This is a genomic window from Pseudomonas sp. B6(2017) (genome assembly GCF_002112765.1).
Taxonomy (GTDB): Bacteria; Pseudomonadota; Gammaproteobacteria; order Pseudomonadales; family Pseudomonadaceae; genus Aquipseudomonas; species Aquipseudomonas piscis.
In genome coordinates this window covers 1-19,030 of the sequence record NZ_NEIQ01000025.1, presented here as the reverse complement: position 1 = coordinate 19,030, position 19,030 = coordinate 1, and the positions used below count along the sequence as shown (strand labels likewise).

Sequence of the window (19,030 nt, the reverse complement as noted above, 5' to 3'; positions counted from 1 at the left end):
GTGTGACCTGCCTAGGATTCGGAAACGGTTGAAGAGAACGTCCGTGTTTCAGATGCAACGTTTCAGATGTGGCCGCTGTCCACTTCACGAGCAGCCACGCCCCTTGGGTGCAGGGGGCCGCGCAACAGCCAGGATCTGGCGCAGCGAAGGAACGCTAAAACATCCCTCCACAGGTGTCTGGCATGGGAACTCGGGACACTATCCCGGGCCTGTCCCCCTTGGCGTCACGCCGGCGCGCCGGCATCCGGGCCGGCGCGCCAAGGTCATGACAGAAGGTGCGAAAGGCTCAGAGGCGCCGCTGGCGCTTGAGCTGTGGAATGGTGGTGGCGGGAATGTCCACCTGTTGCAACTGGCTGCGGGTATTGGCCGCCAGCGCGGCCAGGGTCGGCTGGCTGAATAGCAACCGGGCATCGGCATGCAGGCCTTCCTGGCGCATGCGCGCCACCAGGCTGACCGCCAGCAGCGAGTGTCCGCCCAGCTCGAAGAAGTGGTCGTGGCGCCCCACCCGCTCGACCTGCAGCACCTCGGCCCAGAGCCGCGCCAGGGTGGTTTCCAGTTCACCCTCGGGGGCCACGAATTCCCGGGCCAGCACCGCATCGGCCCCGGGCTCGGGCAAGGCCCTGCGATCCAGCTTGCCATTGCCGCTCAGGGGCAAGGCGTCCAGGCGCACGTAGGCCGCCGGCACCATGTAGTCGGGCAGGCGCTCCAGGACATGGGCGCGCAAGACCTCGATCCCCGGTTCCGTGGCTCCCGGATGCAGGCTGTAGTAGGCCACCAGGCGCTCGCCGCGCAGCAGCACCGCCACCTCGCGCACCGCCGGATGCTCGGCCAGCCGTGCCTCGATTTCCCCCGGTTCCAGGCGCAAGCCGCGCAGCTTGACCTGGAAGTCGTTGCGCCCGAGGAACTCCAGGTTGCCATCCTCGGCATAGCGCACCAGGTCGCCACTGCGGTACAGCCGGTCGCCGGCGACGAAGGGGCTGGCGATGAACCGCTCGGCCTGCAACTGCGCCAAGCCCAGGTAGCCGCGGGCGACCCCGACGCCACCGATGTGCAACTGGCCGCTGACGCCCCGTGGCACTGGCTGGTCGTGGGCATCCAGGACGTACAGCCGGGTGTTGGTGATGGCCCGGCCGATGGGCAGTTGCACCGGCGGAATCGGCGCATCGGGCTCCAGGGTCCAGGCCGTGCTGTCCACCGTGGCCTCGGTAGGCCCGTAGACGTTATGCAGGCGTGCCCGGGGCAGGCGCTGGCGCAGCAACCGGGCGATGGCCTCGGTCAGCTCGCCGCCGCCGCAGAACACGTCGGTCAGGCTCTGACACTGGCTCGACTCTTCCAGTTGCAGGAACTGCAGCAACATCGCCGGGACGAACTTGATCATCGTCACCTGCTGTTCCACTACCAGCTGCGCCAGGTAGTCCGGATCGCGGTGGCCGCCGGGCCGCGCCAGCAGCAGGCGCATGCCGGTGACCAGGGGCCAGAACAGCTCCCAGACCGAGCCGTCGAAGCTGAACGGGGCCTTTTGCAGCAAGGTGCCGCCCGCAGACTGCGGGCACAGCTGCGAGCCCCAGTGCATCAGGTTGCCCAGGCCACGGTGCTCGACCATCACGCCCTTGGGCGTGCCGGTGGAACCCGAGGTGTAGATCACGTAGGCCAGGTGCGAGACCTCCAGGTCCGGCACCTGAGGGTCGTGCTGCGGCTGGTGCTGCCAGGGGCTGGCGTCGAAGTCCAGCAGCGCCAGGGCCAGGTCCGCCAGCAAGCCGTGGGTCGGCTGGTGCACCAGCACCGCCAGCGGCTGGCTGTCCTGCACCAGGAAGTGCAGGCGCTCGGCCGGGTAGTCCGGGTCCAGGGGCACGTAGGCGCCGCCGGCCTTGAGAATGCCCAGCAGGCCCACCAGCAGCTCGGGACTGCGCTGGACGCAGAGCCCGACTCGCACGTCCGGCCCCACGTCCAGCTCGCGCAGGTGATGGGCCACCTGGTTGGCCTGGCGATTGAGCTCTGCATAACTCAAGCGGCGCTCGCCGGCCTGTACCGCGATGGCCTCGGGCGTGCGCCGGACCTGGGCCTCGAACAGCGCATGCAGGGTCAGCTGGCGGGGATAGTCCGACTCGGTGGCGTTGTACGCCGACAGCAACTGCGTGCGCTCCGTCTCGGGCAGGATCGACAGGCTGTGCAGGAATGTCGCCGGCGCCTGCTCCAGGGCCAGCAGCAGGCTTTGCAGCGTGCATTGCAGGTAGTCCAGCAAGCGTTGCGCGCCGATCCGCTGGGGCGCGCGAAGGCCCAGGCGCAAGCCCGGTTCCAGGTCGTCCACCGCCAGCATCAGCGGATAGCTGACCACCTCCTCGCTGGCGAGCAATTGCACCCCGGCCGGCAGGTCCTGCAACAGCGCCTGGGCGTCGGCCTCGACGTTGTGCCGGTAGTTGAGCAAGGCATTGAACAGCGGGGTCGGCGGCGCCACTGCGCTGCAACGCCGGGCCAGGGACAACGGCGCCTGTTCATGGGCCAGGAGCGCGCTGAGACGCTCCTGGACCTGGCGCAGCCCGTCGACGACGTTGAGCCCCGCCAGTTCCAGGCGCAGGGGCAAGGTATTGATGAACATGCCCAGGGCCCGGTCCGCCCCGGCACCGGCTTGCAAGCGTCCCAGCAGCACGGTGCCGAACAGCACGTCGTCGCGGCCGCAAGTACGTCCCAGCACCAGGGCCCAGGCCAGGTGGAACAGGCTGGCGGCGCTGACCCCATGGCGCCGGACCTGCTCGCGCAGGCGCTGCTCGAAGCCGGCGTCGAGCAACTGCCCGGCCTCTTCGTGGTCCGCTTGCTCGCCGGGGCGCTCCTTGAGTTCGAAGGCCAGGGTCGGCTCGTCCACCCCGGCCAGGGCCTGGCGGAAGAACGCGGCGTGGCGCTCCTGGTCCAGGCCGGTGCGGGCCACGTATTCGCGGTAGGCGAAAGGCGCGGCCAACTGCTGCTGGCGGCCGTCCATGTGGGCGCCGATTTCCGCCATCAGCATCGCCGTGGAAGTGGCGTCGTTGACCAGGTGATGGAAGCGCAGCAGCGCCAGCCAGCGCCCCTGTGGCCGGTCCTCGGCCCAGGCCAGGGCGAGCATCGGCGCCTGGCGGATATCCAGTGGCCGCTGGCGTGGATCGAAGTGCCGGCGCAATTGCTCGAGCACCGGTTCGCCCGCCACCGGCCGCAGTTCTTCCAGGTTCAGCCGGGCTTCGCGCCAGACCACCTGCACCGCCGGCTCCAGCACTTCCCAGACCAGGCTGGTGCGCAGGATGTCATGGCGCTGGATCACCGCCTGCAAGGCGTTGGCGAAGGCGTCCAGGTCCTCGCGGCGGGCGAAGGCGAACAGCGCATGTTGCTGGTAGGGATCGCGCTGGACCGAGGTCATATGGTGGTACAGCAGGCCGGCCTGCAAAGGCGCCAGGGGATAGATCTCCTGGACGTTGGCCGCCCCGCCGGGAATCGTCGCCACCACCCGGTCGATGCTGTCCTGGTCCAGATCCACCAGGCTGAGCATGTCCGGGGTGATGCGCTGGCAGCCCGGCGGCACACGGTTGGCCGGGACCTGCAACCCGGCTCCCTGCTCCACCGCGGCGGCGAGGCTGGCCAGGGTCGGTTGGCCGAACAGTACTCGCACATCGGCCTGCAAGCCTTCCTGATCCATGCGCTGGATCAGTTGCAAGGCCAGCAGCGAATGCCCGCCCAGTTCGAAGAAGTGATCCTGGCGTCCCACCCGCCCGACCTGCAGCACTTCGGCCCAGAGCCGCGCCAGGGTGGTTTCCAGCGGCCCCTGGGGCACCTCGTATTCGCGACTGATCAAGGCCAGCGGGTCCGGCGCCGGCAGGGCCTTGCGGTCCAGCTTGCCGTTGGCGGTCAGCGGCAAGGCGTCGAGCCGCACATAGGCCATCGGCACCATGTAGTCCGGCAGGCGTTGCAGCAGGTGTTCGCGCAGCTCGCCGATGGGCACCTCGCCGTCGGCACTGAACCAGGCCACCAGTTGGCCGTCGCGGGCCTGGACCACCGCCTCGCGCAGGGCCGGATGGCGACCCAGGCAGGTTTCGATTTCCCCCAGCTCGATGCGCAGGCCGCGGATCTTCACCTGGTCGTCGTTGCGCCCCAGGTACTCCAGGGTGCCGTCGTGGCGCCAGCACGCCAGGTCGCCGGTGCGATACATGCGTGCCCCCGGCACTTCGCTGAACGGGTCGTCGAGGAAGCGCTCCGCAGTCAACTCGGGACGCTTGAGGTAACCCCGGGCCACTGCGGCGCCGCCGACGTACAGCTCGCCGGGAATGCCGATGGGCAGGGGCCGCTGCTGCTCGTCCAGCAGATAGATGCGGGTGTTGGCGATCGGCCGGCCGATGTGCAGTGCCCCGCCCGGCTCGATGACCCCGGAAGTGGCCACCACCGTGGCTTCGGTGGGGCCGTAGTTGTTGACCAGGGTAAAGCCCTGGGCCGCGGGTGGCTGGCGCAGACGATCGCCGCCCACCAGCAGGGTCTTGAGGTGCGGATGGCCGGTGTGGCGGCTGAACGCGTACTCGGCCACCGGGGTCGGCAAAAAACTCACGTCCAGGGGCTGGGCGTGCCACCAGGCGAGCAGGCGATCCAGGTCCTCGGGACCATCGCTGACCGGCGCCAGGTGCAGGGTCGCCCCGGCGCACAGGGTCGGCCAGATTTCCCAGGCCATGGCGTCGAAACCGAAACCGGCCAGGCACGAGCTGTGGCGGCCCGGGCCCAGGTCGAACGCCTGGCAATGCCAGTCCACCAGGCCGGACAAGCTCTGGTGCTCCACCTGCACGCCCTTGGGCAAGCCGGTGGAGCCCGAGGTGTAGATCACATAAGCCAGGTGTCGTGGCGTCAGCCCCGGCACTTGCGGGTTGGCAGCGGTCCCCGGTTGCCACTGCTGGCTATCCAGTTCCACCACTGGCATCGGCAACGCCGGCAGGCGCTGGCGCAGGTCCTGCTGGACCAGCACCGCCACCGGAGCGCAGTCCTCCAGCAGGTAGGCCAGGCGCTCGGCCGGGTGCGCCGGATCGATGGGCACGTAGCCGGCGCCGGCCTTGAGGATTGCCAGCAAGCCCACCAGGGTTTGCGGGCTGCGCCGGGCCACGATGGCCACCCGCTCATCCGGGCCGGCGCCCAGGGCCTGCAGGTGCCGGGCCAGGGTGTTGGCCTGCTGGTTGAGCTGGGCATAGCTGAGCTGCTGGCCCTGGGCGATGAGGGCGATGGCATCCGGGGTGCGCTCGGCCCAGGCCTCGATCCGCCCATGGATGCGCTGCTCGGCGGCGTTCGCCTGGCCGGTGGCATTCCATTGCTCCAGGCGGGCGCGATCGGCGTCGGTGAGCAACGAGAAGCGCTGCATCGGCAAACCTGTGTCCTCCAGCCCTTGCTCCAGGACGTGCAGCAAGTGCCCGGCCATGGCCTGGATCTCCTCGGCCTGGAAATACCGGCGGTCATAGACGTAGTGCATCCAGGCACTGTCCTCGAAGCTGTTGCTGCGCAGGTGGATGGCCAGGGGTTCCGGCTCGTGGCGGTTGGAAACCTTGACCGACGAGGCGCTGGCCTCGCCGTAGCGGTAATCCAGGTTCTCCACCTCGTAGGACAGCGACAACTCGAACAGCTGGGTGCGGTCTTCGCGCAGCAGGCCGAGGGCACGATTGAGCTCGCTCAAGGGGAAGCGCTGGTGGCGAAAATCCTGTTTCAACCTGTCGCGCACCGCCATCACCAGGGCTTCGAAGGTCAGGTCCGGGGCGAAGTCCATGCGCACCGCGCTGACCTGGGTGAAGGAGCCGAGAGTGGCCTTGAAGGCGGCGTTGGGCCGGTTCAGCACCGGCATGCCCAGGACCCAGTCACGGCGCTGGTCGACCCGGGTGAAATACACATGCAGTGCGGCCAGCAGTACATGGAAAGCCGAGCCGCCAAGCTGCTTGCCCAGGGCCTTCATTCGTTCGTGCAACACTGCGGGGAAAGCCTGTACCAGCGCCCCGCCGGGGGTCTCGTCGGTGACGCTGGGGCGATAGCGCGGGCGCAGCAACGGTTCCGGCACACTGTGGTAACTGGCCAGCCAGTAGTCGCGGTCGCGCTGGTAACGGGCGGACTGGTGGTAACGGCCATCGTCCTCGACGAAGTCGCTGAAGGATGGCGCCTCGGCCGCCGGCTGCTCACCCTGCAACAGGGCGCCGTAGACCTCGCCCAGGGCCTGGGACAACTGGGCGAAGCCCCAGCCATCGAGGATCAAGTGATGGGCTTCGACCTGCATCAAGTGATGCTCGGGGCCCAGGCGAAACAACGAGAAACGGCACAGCCGCTGGCCTTCGAGGGCGAACGGCTGCTGCATCTGCCCCTGGATCTGCACCCGGGCGGCGGCCAGCGGATCGGCCGCATCGGACAGGTCGTGGAACGCCAGCTGCACCGGCCAATGGCGGTCGAAATACTGCAGCGGCAGGCCATCCTGGCTGCCCTCGCGGGACAGCACGGTGCGCAGCACGTCGTGCCGGGCCACCACCAGTTCCACGGTGCGCTGCATCAACTCGGGACGGAACGGGCCGCGCAACTCGGCATAACCGCCGATGTTGTACAAGGGCGAGTCGCCGCGGCTGAGCTGGTCGAGCCAGATATCCCGCTGCCCGGCGGTCAACGGCAGGCCCGGGGCCTGTAGCGGACCGGCGTTCATGACTGCTTCCGGGGCAGGCATCCGGCCTGCGGCGAGCGACGGATGGCGACGGCAGCGTCGCCCACGGCAATGGCAGAAAAACGCGTCATAAGATCCTTCTCATGTGATGGCCAAGGCACCGGCGAACGAAATTTAAGCATCGGCCCCCTGGGCTGTATGTCACCCCAAACCCGGACAGTCCGCCGGGCTGCCGGCCGCCTGGGACGCGGCTCTGGCGGGTATCGGAGGGGTTGGCGATGGTTTGCGGATCGGCTGAATTAGCTGTAGGAAATTGACCATCTGTACCTGAGGTTCCTGACTCGTCAGTCCAGTCCCGAACTCTTTGCGAAGCCTGTCGCCAAAGTCCGTTGCAACTCACTGCGACCCCGTGCCCACGGGCTTGCGGCGCACTGGCCGAGGCCCGGCGCAGGGGGCTTGGCGAGCCCGGCCCGGGGTTTTGTGTCCCGGTTTCCCCCTACAGACGCGAAGCAAATGCTTAGGCTTAAATCAGACGCATCTGACCGGATCGGGTTCATGGAGGACCTGCTGCGGTGCGCCGTCGCAATAAGGTTTCAAGGCTTCGATCAGCGATTTGCCTTGATCAAGGATGATAGGGATATGAGTCTGACCAGCAGTATCGCCAACCTGGAAACACCGAATTTCTACTTGGAACTGGGGCAGTTGATCTCCAACACCGGCCAGGGCCAGTTCGCCGCGAACATGCTCGAACTGGTGAACAAACTGGTGCCGGCCGATCACCTGGTGCTCAGTGAATGGACCCTCGACGAGCGCCAGACCCGCGCCGAGGAAATCACCTTGCTGGGACGTGCCGGACAGCCGGAACAACTGCCGGAAGCCGCCCGGCGCCAAGAACCGCTGCTGCACAAAATGCTGGAAATGGATGATTCGCTGCTGATCCAGATCAACGCCCAGGTCCATGGCCGGCAAGCACGCAATACCCCGCACCAATGCCACCTGGTGTCGCGCAAGGCCAACCGCCGCTGCGTGATCGCGCTCTACCGCGAATCGACCCAGGGTGGGTTTTCCCTGTCCGAGCTGTCGTTCCTCAAGAGCCTGTCCTCGACCCTGCTGCCGCTGCTGGAACGCCATGCGCAGATGCATCGCCAGCAAGCCCTGAAGAACCTGCGCAGCTGGACCAGCCGCCCCCGGGACAACCAGGAGCAGTCGCCATTGCAGCGCGAGTTCGACGAACGCCTGTCGCTGGGCGATATCACCCTCTCGGCCCGGGAAAAAGAAGTCTGCCTGGGGCTGCTCACCGGCGGTACCGTGCCGGAGATGGCCCAGCGCCTGAGCGTGAAGAACAGCTCCATCGAGACCTACCTCAAGCGCGCCGCCGCCAAGCTCGGGGTCAGTGGCCGCCACGGCCTGGCCAAGTGGATGGTGGGCGCCTGAACCGGCACGGCCCGGACTCCCGGGAAGATATCCCAGGCCCGGGCCACACCCGCCTGCACCGCTAAGCCGTCAGATCTCGCAATCGGGGTGGATCACCCGCCACTGGCCGAACAGTTCCAGCCCCGCCGCCCGAGCCAGCGCCACCGAGGCCAGGTTGTCGACCTGGCAGCGGTACTGCGGCTCCAGGCCCTGCTCCAGGGCATGCCGACAGATCGCCCGCACCAACCTGCGGGCATGGCCCCGGCCGCGAAACGCCTCCAGGGTCAGCACGCCCAGATCGGCGAGCGGCGACCCGTCCCAGGCATACATGCTCGCCGCCGCCACCAGCCGGTCCTGCTCGAAAGCGCCGAACACCGCCCAGTGATCCAGTTCGACATAGGCATTGTCCAGGTCCTCTGCGCTGGCGCTGGACTGGAAGCGGGCGAACCGCTGCTCGTGCGCCGCCGACAATGCCCGGGTATCGCCCAGGGCCGTATCGCGTAACAGCTCGGCGTGACGTTGCCGGGGGTAATAGAACACATGGTCGGCGCCGTTGAGACGGATACCGGCCTGCTCCAGGCGCGCCAGGAAGGCGGCCTCGGTATCCACCGGCCCCTCGGCCAGGCCGAGGATCTGCGCCAAGCCCGGGGTCAACACTGCCTGGCTGCCACCGGGAGTGCGCAGCAGCATCAGGCGCGATTGGTCTTCCAGCCCGGGATTGACCCGCACGCTGAAGCCGCCGTCCTCCCGCAAGCCTTCGAGGGCGCTCAAGCTGGATTGCCAGTAGTGGTAAATGCTCGTTGCAAACAGGCTCATCAGGGTCATCCATCGAGATTGTCATTGCGTGACCACGCACCTCCCCTGGCTGGTGGCCTGCGAGTGCCCAGGCTAGCGCGGTGCTGTTCCGGCAGCTGTAAATCTGTGTGAAAAACAGTGCAGGAGCACCACGCCAGCAGCGCCATGCCCTTGTCTCTTTCCATCCTCGAGCCTTCGTTCATGGCGTGCCAGCTTCAGCTGGCAGCCCGCGCTGCACCTGCCAGGACAGGGGCAACGTCAGCAGCAGGAGCGCCGCCAGGACCATCACCGCCGGCGCCACGCCGGCGACATCGCTGAGCAGTCCGGCCAGCATCGGGGCCAACGCGCCGCCGCCGATGGTGCCGGTGTAGAACAGCGAGAATGCCTGCTCGCGCTTGCCGGCCCCTGCCAGGTCCGGCACTGCGCCATACAGCACCGACGAGGTGCCGTTGAGCACCAGGCCCAGCAGCGGCAACGTCACCATCAGGGCGCCATAGGGCAGGAACACCGCCAGGACGATCAGGCACGCCGTGCTGGATTCGGTCAGCCAGACGGTCTTCATCATGCCGATGCGTGCCCCCAGGTAACCGCAGAACAGCTTGCCGAACGCGCCGCCGATGAACAGCAGGGTCAGGGCCAGGCCGATTCCGGCGCTGCCGGCGCCCTTGGCCTTGAGCAGGAACGGCAGGAAGGTCAAGAAGCCCATGCGCACCGCGCTGTCCAGGGTGCCGGTGACGATCAGCGCCCACAGGCCACCGGCCGAACCCTGGCCGCTGAGGACCCTGGGCGCCTTGTCGCGCAGCGCCGAAGTGCTGGCCCGGGACGGGAGCAACCACCACAGCAGCAACGCCGCGGCCAACCCCAGCAGGCCCACCAGGGTCACGCTGGCGCGCCAGCTGACCAGCGCCAGCAACAGGCCCACCACGCCGGGGACCAGGGTCTTGCCGATATCGCCGGCGAAGTTGTATTGCGCCAGGGCCTCCTTGACCCCGCCACCAGCCTCATGGGTATCGGTAATCAGCGAGGAGGCCAGCGGGTGCTGGGTACTGGCCCCCAGGCCGCCCAGCAACAGCGCCAGGAACAGCACGCCCAGGCCAGTCGCCTGCCCGGCCAGCAGATAGGCCAGGCCGGCCAGCGCGGTTCCTCCCACCAGCAGGCGCTCGCGCCCCCAGCGCCCGGCCGCGCGGCTGGCCAGCAGTTGGACGCCGGCCATCATCCCGGCATAGACCCCGCGCAAGAGGCCGACCTGGGCATAGCTCATGGCGAACTGGGCCTGCCACACCGGCAGCAGGACATAGATCACATCGGTCAGGCCATCGTGCACGGCATGGGCGCTGCAACCGGCCAGCAGCGAGCGGCGCCGCACCTGGGTGGCGCTGGCGGAGGCTACAGCGGGAATCGCGGGGTTCTGGTCATTCATGGGGGTGGCCGGATGGGTTGGGGGAAGAATCGGCGGGCAGTACCCGGGCGCAAGCGAGCATGGCCCGGGAACGGCGCTGCAAGTACTGGGCGAACAGGTTGCGGGCGGCGGGCTCGTCGGGGGCGATGGCCATGGCCTCGGTGCAGGCGTCTACGGCTGCCAGCCCCGGTCCCGGGTATTGGACCAGTTTCAAGAAGGCATCCTCGATGGCCAGCAGGTCGCGCCGCTGGCTCCAGAATGCCTCGAACAGCGCATGCTTCCAGGCACTGGCGGGCATGTCGTTGAGCAGCGGCTCGACGAACTTCAACAATTGGCTCTGGCGCAGCGGCAGATCGCTCAGGCTCATCTCAGGTAGTCCCTTGGGGCCGCATCAGCCGGCCAGTTGCTGGCGTGGCCGCGGCGCGCGCCAACCGTGCCAGCCGACCAGCAGGGCCAGCACCTGGAACACCAGGATCAACGCCACGCAGCCCGGCCAGCCCCAGCGGTTCCAGAGTACTGCCGGCAGCACGGCGCCAGCGCTGCCGCCCAAGTAGTAGCAGGTCAGGTACAGCCCCACCGCCCTGGCCTTGTGCGGCCCGGCGCTGGCACTGATGAAGGCATTGGCCGCCGCCTGGGCCAGGAACACTCCGGTGGAGCTCAGGGCCAGGCCCAGCACCATCAGCCACAATGACGACAACAGGCTCAGGGCTGAGCCGCAGACACCCAGCGATGCCGCCACCAGCAACAGTTCGGCCTGGGGCCGGGACTTGCTCAGGCGCCCGGCGAGCGGGATCACCACCAGCGCCAGCAGGAACACGCCATAGAGCGCTCCCAGGGCCGCCGGGCCCAATTCGAATGGCGGCTGGCCAAGGTAGAGCCCGGCGTAGGTGAAGGTGGCGACTTGCGCGAACAGCACGCAGAACCCCACGGCGTAGGACGCCAGCAAGGGCTTGCCGCAGAGTTGACGCCAACTGCCACGACGCTCGGCAAGATGGCGCTCGGCCGCCGGCGGATTGGCCGGCAACAGCCAGTGGATGGCCAGGCCGAGCAGCAGGCTCAGGAGCGCCAGCAGCGCGAAGGCCTCGCGCCAGCCCAGGTACTGGGTCGCGACACCGGTGACGAAGCGCCCGGCGAACCCACCGAGCACGGTGCCGGCCACATACAGGCTGGTGACCTCGGTGATCATGCCGCCGCGCCAGCGGTCGCCGATGTAGGCAACGCTGGTGGCGAAGACCAGGGGAATCAGCAGGCCTTCGACAAAACGCCACAGCAGCAACTGGGCCAGGTTGCCAGCGCAGGCCACCAGCACAGCCGGCAGCGCCAGGGCCAGCGCCGCCAGCACTATCACCCGGCGTTGATCCCAGGCACTGCTCAGGCGGCTGGTCAATGGCGCCCCGAGAGCCACCGCCAGGGTGGTGACGGTGATGCTCCAGCCCGCTTCCCTGGCGCTCACGGCAAAATCCGCGGCGAATACCGGGAGGATGCCCTGGGTCGCATACAGGTTGAGGAAGGCGGCGCAGCCACATAGAAACAGGGCCAGGCGGGCACGGTGTGCAAACAGGGACATGAAACCTCTCGTTTTGTGGCGAAAGGCTTTTATAAAATACGTCGCTGGACCAGGACCAATACCGATTTCCGACCGATCAATACCCAGGGAACAGGATGCTCGATCTACGCAGGCTGCGTTACTTTCTGACCGTCGCCGAAGAACTGCACTTCGGCCGCGCCGCGTTGCGCCTGCACCTGGCGCAACCTCCTCTGACCCGACAGATCTCGGCGCTGGAGAGCGAGCTGGGGTTTCGCTTGTTCGATCGCACCAGCCGCAGCGTGACCCTCACGGCCCAGGGCCAGCATTTTTTACCCTATGCCCGAGCGGTGCTGGAACAAATGGAACTGGCCGAGGCCATGGCCGCCAAGCTGGCCGCCGGCAGCGCCGGACAACTGGCCCTGGGATATGCCAGCTCGATCGCCTTGTCGGAGTTGTTCAGCGAGGCGATCCAGGCCTTCGCCCAGCGCTTTCCCGAGGTGCAGTTGACACTGGTGGAAGGCGCCTCGGCCAGCCAGTGGGCGCAGATCGTCGATGGGCGGATCGACATCGGCCTGAGCCGGATGCAGCCGCCGGACGAGTTGGCCGAGATCCACACCCTGTCCCTGGGGGACGAGCCGCTGGTGGCGGCGCTGGCCAGCGACAGCCCGGTGGCGGCCCAGGCCGAGGTGACCCTGGCCGAACTCAGCGAGTCGCCGCTGATCCTGTTTCCGGCCGGCTATGGCTCGGGACTCAATGAAGCCATCGAGCAGCTGTACCGTCGCAACGACCTGCCCCTGCGGCCGGGGCCCAGCGGGCGCCAGATCACCTCGATCATCGCCCTGGTCGCCGCCGGCCAGGGTATCGCCCTGGTGCCCAGTTGCACCCGGACCCTGGCAAAAAAAGGCGTGAGCTACCGGCCGGTGGTGGACCTGGGCGCCACCGCTCCGTTGCTGGTACTGACCCACAGCCAGAAGCGCAGCCCCCTGGCGCAGGCCTTCATCGGCGTACTGGAAAACCTGCACCAGGCCCGACAGGACTGATTCAGAGGACCGTCAGGCCCAGGCCGGCCAGGAGCATGCCGGCCTGGCTACGGGAGATGATCGCGCCCTTGAACAGCTTCGCATCCACCAGTCGCAGGCCCTGCAGGCTGGCTTCACGCAGGTCGGCGTCGTCGAAACGGGCATTGTTCACCCGGGCCAGGGACAGGCTGCCCCCCTCGATGAACACTGCCTTGCGAAAGTCGCAATAGGTCAGGTCCGCTTCGCTGAAATCGATGCGATACAGCTGCGCCTTGTAGAACGAGATACCGGACAGCATGGCGCTGTTGAGCAGGCAGTCGGAGAAGCCCAGGCCCAGGGCCGAGACATCGGCGAAGTTGGCGCCGGTGAGCTTGCAGGCTTCGAACTGCACATGGGCGACCTTGCTGCGTTGCCACAGGGTGTTGTTCAGGTCGCAGCGTTCGAAGCGGGCATCGGTGAGCACCGCCGAGCGCAGTGTCGCCTGGCCGGCCCGGCAACTGGTCCAGCGGCTGTTGGCCAGGTTGGCGGCGGTGAGGTTGGTAGCACTGAAGCTGCAGCGTTCGAAATGGGCACCGGCCAGGTTGCTGCGCGACAGGTCCTGGCCGCTCAGGTCCAGGCCCACGCCACGCACGGGCAGTAGCTGGCTGGCGGCCAGTTGCGCCAGGGAGCGCTCCTGCAGATCCTCGGGGGTGATTTCGAAGTAGCCGTCTTGCGCCTGCATGCCCTCTCCTGAGCCTGGGATTGAAGGTGGGCATCTTCTGGATAGCGGACCGGCAGGTCAAGGTTGGCCTCGCTCCCGGCCCTTCGAATGGCGTGCGAGGCGCGGCAATTGAGTTAGGCTTGGCGCCTGCCCGCCCCCGGAAACGAGGAGATGCACTATGGATGTCTACGCGATTTGTGGCGCCGGCGGCTTCGGTCGCGAAGTGATGCCGTTGGCCGCCCAGCAGTTGCACAAGACGCAGCGCTGGCAAACGACACGGCTGGTGTTCGTCGATGAACAACTGGCCGGCACCTGCCTCAATGGCTTCAGCGTGCTGGGACTCGAGGAGTTCCTGGCCCTGGATGCCACCAGGCACTTCAACATCACCATCGCCAACAGCCATATCCGCGAAGAGCTGGCCGCGCGGATGGCCAGCGCCGGGGCCCGGCCCTTCTCCATCATGGCGGCCAATGCACTGGACCTGGCGTGCAACGAGATCGGCGAGGGCGCGGTGCTGTGCCCATTTGCCGTGGTGACGGCCAATGCGCGAATCGGCCGGTTCTTCCACGCCAATCTCTACAGCTACGTCGCCCATGACTGCATCATCGGCGACTTCGTCACCTTCGCGCCCAACGTGCATTGCAATGGGGCGGTGGTGATCGAGGACCACGCCTACCTCGGCGCCGGCGCCATCATCAAGCAAGGCACGCCCCAGCGGCCCATCGTCATCGGCCGGGGCGCCGTGGTGGGCATGGGAGCGGTGGTGACCCGCAGCGTGGCGCCCGGCACCACGGTCTGCGGCAACCCTGCTCGCCCTCTGCACAAGGAACCCTGACACGGCCGGGCCAGCGCCGGTGCAATGAAAAACCCGCCGTAGCGGGTTCCGGTTGCCTCGTTGTACCGGGCTAGCCGATCACGTTGATCCCCAGGCGCGCGGCAAGGTGGCTCATCTGGTCGCGGTCGAGCTTGACTCCGTCCAGGTTGACCAGCCGGATATCCAGGTCGCCCAACTGCGAGTTGGTCAGGTCGCAGCCGGTGAAATCGGCGGATCGCCAATCCAGGAGGCTGAACTCGCCACCGGACAAGTCCGACCCGGCAAAACTGGCGCCGGTGACATTGGCGCCGGTCCAGCGGTTGTCCCACAGCTCGCACTTCTCGAGATTGACCTTGGAGAAGTTGGCGTAGGCCAGGTTGCTCTTGTTGATGTAGGCATTGCAGAACCAGGACTTGCTGGAAATCACGTTCATGAAGCTGGCGCTGCTGAAGTCGGCCCCCTGGGCCTTGCACTCGGTGATCTCCAGCCCCAGGGCGCTGGCGAAGTTGAATACGCAGACCGTCAGGTCACAGCGCTTGAACGAGGCGCCCTTGAGCTTGGCACTGCGAAAGTTGCAGCCGACCTGGCGCTCGGGATCGTAGAAACTGCAATCGATGAACTGGGTTTCCGACAGGTCGACCCGGGAAAAATCGCAATCCAGAAAGGTCATACCCGTGACCACCTGACCGGTAAACTCCTCCACGCCAATGCGCTTGTTCTCAAAAATTTGGGATTCCATGGCGCTTTCCTACACAATCCGCGACCGATAACGCGACAAACCTAGCATCCCGGGCAGCACCATTTGAAGCCTTTGTGTCTCAAGTCGTAACCACCTTGGAAGCACAATCCCAGCGTGCCGGGCTCATGCGCCACGTCCAGTTGCAACCCCGCTATCGCTTGTGGCGCACGACTCGCCCCAGTCTCAGGAGACAGGAAGTCACTCTATGGAACAAATCATGAAGCACCTTGTGGTCCAGGGTGCGGTGCTGTTCATGTTCCTTTCGATCATGTGGCACATGAACAATATCCGTCGCTGGGAGACCACTACCCGGCAGGATTTCGAACAAGCGCTGAAACGCCTGAACATCGAGGATTATCAATTACTGGTGGAGCGCAGCGTCACCCCGGGCTCGAGACGCCAGGGCAATATCTACCGCATCCTGCATGACCAGGCCGAGAACTACTTTTTCTACCAGCGCATCGGCAATGACCAGGGTGTACTCAAGCCGCTCACCAAGGAGCGAGCCCTGCTGGCGGCGAAGATGGATAGCTGAGCCAGGTTCCATAAAACAGTTCATGAGGCACCCGGACGTGGCACCCCGGCTGCCGGGGGAAATTGTTCGACCAGGAACTCCACAAAGCTGCGCAGCCTGGCCGAGTGAAAGCGATCCGGCAGGTATACCGCGTGCACTGGGCGGTCCGGCAGGCTCTGCTCGGGAAACAGCTGCACCAGGTGGCCCGCCTGGACATCCGCCTGCAACAAGAGCGCGGGTTGCAGGACGATCCCCAGGCCATGCAGGGCGGCGACGCGCAGTGCCTGGCCGTTGTTGACCTGCAGCCGCGCCGATGGCGCCCGGTGGGCCAGTTCTTCCCGAGCGTCGGGCCAGTCGTTCAATGCTGTCGGACTGAACGACAGGCATTCGTGATGCAGCAAGTCCTCCATTCTTCGCGGCATACCCCGACGCGCCAGATAGCCCGGGGAGGCGCACATCATCAGCCGGTAGGGAGCCAGTGGCCTGGCCACCAGCGGCGCATCCTCCGGCAGCGCGCCAATGCGAATGGCCACCTCGAAGCCCTCCTCCGCCAGGTCCGTGACCCGATCGCAGAGAACCACCTCGAGCCGGACCTCGGGATAACGATCCATGTAGCTCGACAAGACCGGCATCAGCGCGTCTGTTCCGAAGGTTACCGGCGCCGTGATCCGCAGCTTGCCGACGGGCGCCAGATGCTGGTGCTGGGCTTGCTCGTCGGTCTCGGCCACCAACCGCAGGATTTCCTTGCAGCGCAGATAGTAGTCCTCACCGAAGCTCGTCAGATGCTGGCGCCGCGTCGTCCGCTTGAGCAGTTGCATGGCCAGGCGTGTCTCGAGGGAGCGCAGGTGCTTGCCAGCCATGGCCGCGGAGATACCCAGGGTAACGGCGGCGGCACTCAGGCTGCCCTTCTCTACCGTCAGGACGTACACCCGCATGCTGTCCAACAAATCCATTCGATACTCCTGGTTCCAAGTTATGCAACTGGATGCAAGTTTATCTACTTGAGGTAATCAATAAACTCTCCGCAAGCGCTCAGTCATTCGGATAGAGGCCACCCGGCCCCAGAAGCGGCTGGAAGCTCTCATAGGAGAAGATCATGGAATTGAATCTGGCAGGCCGTACGGCCCTGATTTCTGGAGCCAGCAGCGGCATCGGGGCTGGCGTTGCCCGGGTGCTCGCCCAGGAGGGAGTGCGCATCGCCATCACCGCGCGCCAGCCTGATAGATTGCAAGAGGTTGCAGCACACATCGAAGCCGCCGGGGCTAGCGCGCCGATTGTCATCAGCGCAGATGTGACGAATGCAAGCGATGTTGCCCATATCGCTGCCGAAGCCGCCAGGGCCTTGGGTGGCATCGATATCTTGGTCAATTGCGCTGGCGGCGCCCGCCCCACCGGGCTCTATGCTTGCGATGACGACTGGGAGGAAGCCCTCGCCCTCAACTTCTCAGCGGCGCGACGACTGACCCAGGCGGTATTGCCAACAATGCATGCACGCCAGTGGGGCCGCATCATCAACCTCAGCGGCTCGATGGAGCCTCGATCGCTGAACGCCGCTAGCGCCGCCAAAGGTGCGCTGCATCTCTGGGCCAAGGGATTGTCATGCGAGGTAGCCTGCGCGGGCATCACGGTCAACTGCATCGCCCCCGGCCGGATCAACAGCGCCCAGGTGCTGGAAAGGTTGCACCCAACGCAAGAGAGCCGGCAGGCATTCATCGCCCGTCATATCCCCATCGGTTACTTCGGCGAACCGCAAGATGTTGGCCAACTGGTCGCATTCCTCGCCTCGCCCCTGGCTCGCTATATCACCGGGGCGGTGATTCCCGTCGATGGCGGCATGCACTTCCATGCCCATTGAGTGGCGTCTGGGACCGATAACTGCGCACGCCCATCAGGGGCAAAGGCCTGGAGAGCCTGGCTCGAACCAGGCCCTGCAAGCTGTGCATCTACTCCGGTTTGGCTCGCGAAGTGGCCCGTGCTCGATGGGGCGGGCCGTTATCAAGGAGAGGACCCGGGATGTGAATGGCAAGCCGGCGCTCGATGCTACGTGGCAATCCCAAGGGGTTGATCCAGGAGGGCCGCAATAACCCAAGCCCTCTTGCTACCCAGCACAGGATCTTGCGCGCCTGGCCAGGTAGTAAGCGATACCCAGGGCGAACAGGGCTGGCGCTACATTGTCGAGGTCAGTGACACCGCCCGCCAGGTGCCGCCCCGCCTGCACAACCATGGCGCCAGCACCGACGTACAGGATCACTACCTTAAAACGCTTCCACTTCATCGGGTCCTCCCACTTTGGGAGCGAACCTACCAGAGAGGCATGGTCTTTCCAAACGAGCAATTGGATTGTCACCCGCGCAGCGATGGCGCAGGCCTGGAGCAAAATCATGAGCAAACCTGCGCCGCCATTTCATCAATGCATTCCAACGAGCTAGTGCATGGACATTCGCAGCGCCGACGAGCTGGGTATAATTCGCCGATTTTTCGAGGCATCAGTCCCATGCACGGACGCTTGTATCTCTGCGCGCTATTCATCGCCGCCCCAACCCTGGCTGCGCAGCCATCCCCTTACAACTACGACCGGGCCCCAACGGACGGCTACATGTACGCCGTTAGATATCAGCAAGCCAAGCTGGCTTGTAAAGCGCTGCCCGAAGACCTCGAAACTGACTACGCCAAGGCGATGCTATTGGCCAAGGCGGCCAGTCCTGAGTTTGAAAAGACCTATGCGAAAGGTCTTTCAGCTACCCCTCGCTGGCATAGACCTGCAACTACTGAAGAGCAGGAAGCACAGTGCAATGAAGCTCAAGTTGCACTTCGAGTGACAGTCAAGCTCGCTCGTCAGTGGTTTCCAGGGGGCTGGTGACAACCCGCCACTGGCGAAGGTCGTCGAACTTCGGGCAAACCTGGTGAACCCGGTCATCTGGGGCTCCTCAGGACCAGGCTGGCGTAGTTGGCCTCCCGCGGCGGCATTGCCGGGCTGATCCTTTTGCAAACCAGAAACCATCCTTGGCCTGGATGACCAACTAGCCCCCAAATGCTCAACGTGGCCTCGCGTCAGGAGTCGATCCGCCTCATCAAACGAACCGAAAGGCAGCGGGTTGTTCTCGCCGGAATGCAGCTTGCTGTTACCCGGACGAGCGCGGCAATGCCATTGCCACTTTGTAAAGAATGCGCGGAAAACCATTGCCGCTTTTCTGCATTTGCCACATCCCCCTTTCGGGGAGGCCTTGATTTATGGAGCTCTCAGGCTTGGCACACAGGTTGCTAAGCCTCAGCCAGCGAAGAGTCTGGTCTCCTGGAGCTTCCCGACTCAAGCGTCAGCATCGATAGAGCCCCGGTATCCAAGAACTGAACCGTGACGATCAATCGCTGCTGTAACCGACACACAAGGAGTGGAACATGTCTTTCAATATCGGCCTTAGCGGTCTCTACGCTGCCAACAAGCAACTGGACGTGACCGGCAACAACATCGCCAACGTCGCCACCA

Annotated in this window: 15 protein-coding genes; 7 read left to right on the top strand and 8 right to left on the bottom strand. The window is 65.8% G+C overall.

All coding sequences use genetic code 11. The features are described from left to right. Positions 1-286 precede the first annotated feature (286 nt). Positions 287-6,667, bottom strand: coding sequence for a non-ribosomal peptide synthetase (locus CAG11_RS30310; protein WP_085599976.1), 6,381 nt, complete (start codon positions 6,665-6,667; stop codon positions 287-289). Positions 6,668-7,264: 597 nt separating this feature from the next. Here CAG11_RS30310 and CAG11_RS30305 point away from each other — a divergent pair. Next, positions 7,265-8,059, top strand: a complete 795-nt coding sequence (locus CAG11_RS30305; RefSeq protein WP_085599974.1) for a helix-turn-helix transcriptional regulator — start codon at positions 7,265-7,267, stop codon at positions 8,057-8,059. Positions 8,060-8,128: 69 nt separating this feature from the next. On the opposite strand, the gene CAG11_RS30300 is transcribed toward CAG11_RS30305, so the two are convergent. From CAG11_RS30300 to CAG11_RS30285, 4 genes are all read right to left on the bottom strand, one after another. Next, the gene (locus CAG11_RS30300; RefSeq protein ID WP_085600037.1) at positions 8,129-8,854 is read right to left on the bottom strand and encodes a GNAT family N-acetyltransferase; all 726 of its coding nucleotides are present in this window, start codon (positions 8,852-8,854) and stop codon (positions 8,129-8,131) included. Positions 8,855-9,032: 178 nt separating this feature from the next. Continuing rightward, positions 9,033-10,253, bottom strand: coding sequence for an MFS transporter (locus CAG11_RS30295; RefSeq protein ID WP_085599972.1), 1,221 nt, complete (start codon positions 10,251-10,253; stop codon positions 9,033-9,035). Continuing rightward, on the bottom strand, positions 10,246-10,599 hold the full coding sequence (locus CAG11_RS30290; RefSeq protein WP_085599969.1) for a hypothetical protein: 354 nt from the start codon (positions 10,597-10,599) through the stop codon (positions 10,246-10,248). The genes CAG11_RS30295 and CAG11_RS30290 overlap by 8 nt, the downstream gene beginning before the upstream one ends. A 24-nt stretch (positions 10,600-10,623) precedes the next feature. Further along, complete coding sequence (locus CAG11_RS30285) at positions 10,624-11,799, bottom strand: MFS transporter (RefSeq protein WP_085599968.1); 1,176 nt, start codon at positions 11,797-11,799, stop codon at positions 10,624-10,626. Between the two features lie 95 nt (positions 11,800-11,894). Between CAG11_RS30285 and CAG11_RS30280 the strand changes: the two genes are divergently transcribed. Beyond that, on the top strand, positions 11,895-12,800 hold the full coding sequence (locus CAG11_RS30280; RefSeq protein ID WP_085599966.1) for a LysR family transcriptional regulator: 906 nt from the start codon (positions 11,895-11,897) through the stop codon (positions 12,798-12,800). A 1-nt stretch (position 12,801) separates the two neighbouring features. Here the strand turns inward: CAG11_RS30280 and CAG11_RS30275 are convergent, their stop codons facing one another. Beyond that, complete coding sequence (locus CAG11_RS30275; RefSeq protein WP_085599964.1) at positions 12,802-13,500, bottom strand: pentapeptide repeat-containing protein; 699 nt, start codon at positions 13,498-13,500, stop codon at positions 12,802-12,804. Positions 13,501-13,657: 157 nt separating this feature from the next. Here CAG11_RS30275 and CAG11_RS30270 point away from each other — a divergent pair, with 157 nt between their 5' ends. Further along, positions 13,658-14,314, top strand: coding sequence for an acetyltransferase (locus CAG11_RS30270; protein WP_085599962.1), 657 nt, complete (start codon positions 13,658-13,660; stop codon positions 14,312-14,314). 70 nt (positions 14,315-14,384) lie between these two features. On the opposite strand, the gene CAG11_RS30265 is transcribed toward CAG11_RS30270, so the two are convergent. After that, positions 14,385-15,032 (bottom strand): Qnr family pentapeptide repeat protein, encoded by a 648-nt coding sequence (locus CAG11_RS30265; RefSeq protein WP_085599960.1) that lies wholly within the window; start codon positions 15,030-15,032, stop codon positions 14,385-14,387. 217 nt (positions 15,033-15,249) lie between these two features. Between CAG11_RS30265 and CAG11_RS30260 the strand changes: the two genes are divergently transcribed. Beyond that, the gene (locus tag CAG11_RS30260; protein ID WP_143494826.1) at positions 15,250-15,567 is read left to right on the top strand and encodes a hypothetical protein; all 318 of its coding nucleotides are present in this window, start codon (positions 15,250-15,252) and stop codon (positions 15,565-15,567) included. A gap of 20 nt (positions 15,568-15,587) precedes the next feature. Here CAG11_RS30260 and CAG11_RS30255 read toward each other — a convergent pair whose 3' ends face one another. Beyond that, positions 15,588-16,499 (bottom strand): LysR family transcriptional regulator, encoded by a 912-nt coding sequence (locus CAG11_RS30255; protein WP_085599956.1) that lies wholly within the window; start codon positions 16,497-16,499, stop codon positions 15,588-15,590. A 143-nt stretch (positions 16,500-16,642) separates the two neighbouring features. On the opposite strand from CAG11_RS30255, the gene CAG11_RS30250 reads away from it, so the two are divergent. From CAG11_RS30250 to CAG11_RS30240, 3 genes are all read left to right on the top strand, one after another. Further along, positions 16,643-17,401 (top strand): SDR family NAD(P)-dependent oxidoreductase, encoded by a 759-nt coding sequence (locus CAG11_RS30250; protein WP_085599954.1) that lies wholly within the window; start codon positions 16,643-16,645, stop codon positions 17,399-17,401. 459 nt (positions 17,402-17,860) lie between these two features. Then, positions 17,861-18,406 (top strand): hypothetical protein, encoded by a 546-nt coding sequence (locus tag CAG11_RS33475; protein WP_143494824.1) that lies wholly within the window; start codon positions 17,861-17,863, stop codon positions 18,404-18,406. A gap of 536 nt (positions 18,407-18,942) precedes the next feature. Beyond that, positions 18,943-19,030, top strand: an 88-nt coding sequence (locus CAG11_RS30240; RefSeq protein WP_143494642.1) for a flagellar basal body protein, incomplete at its 3' end; no start/stop codon positions are given.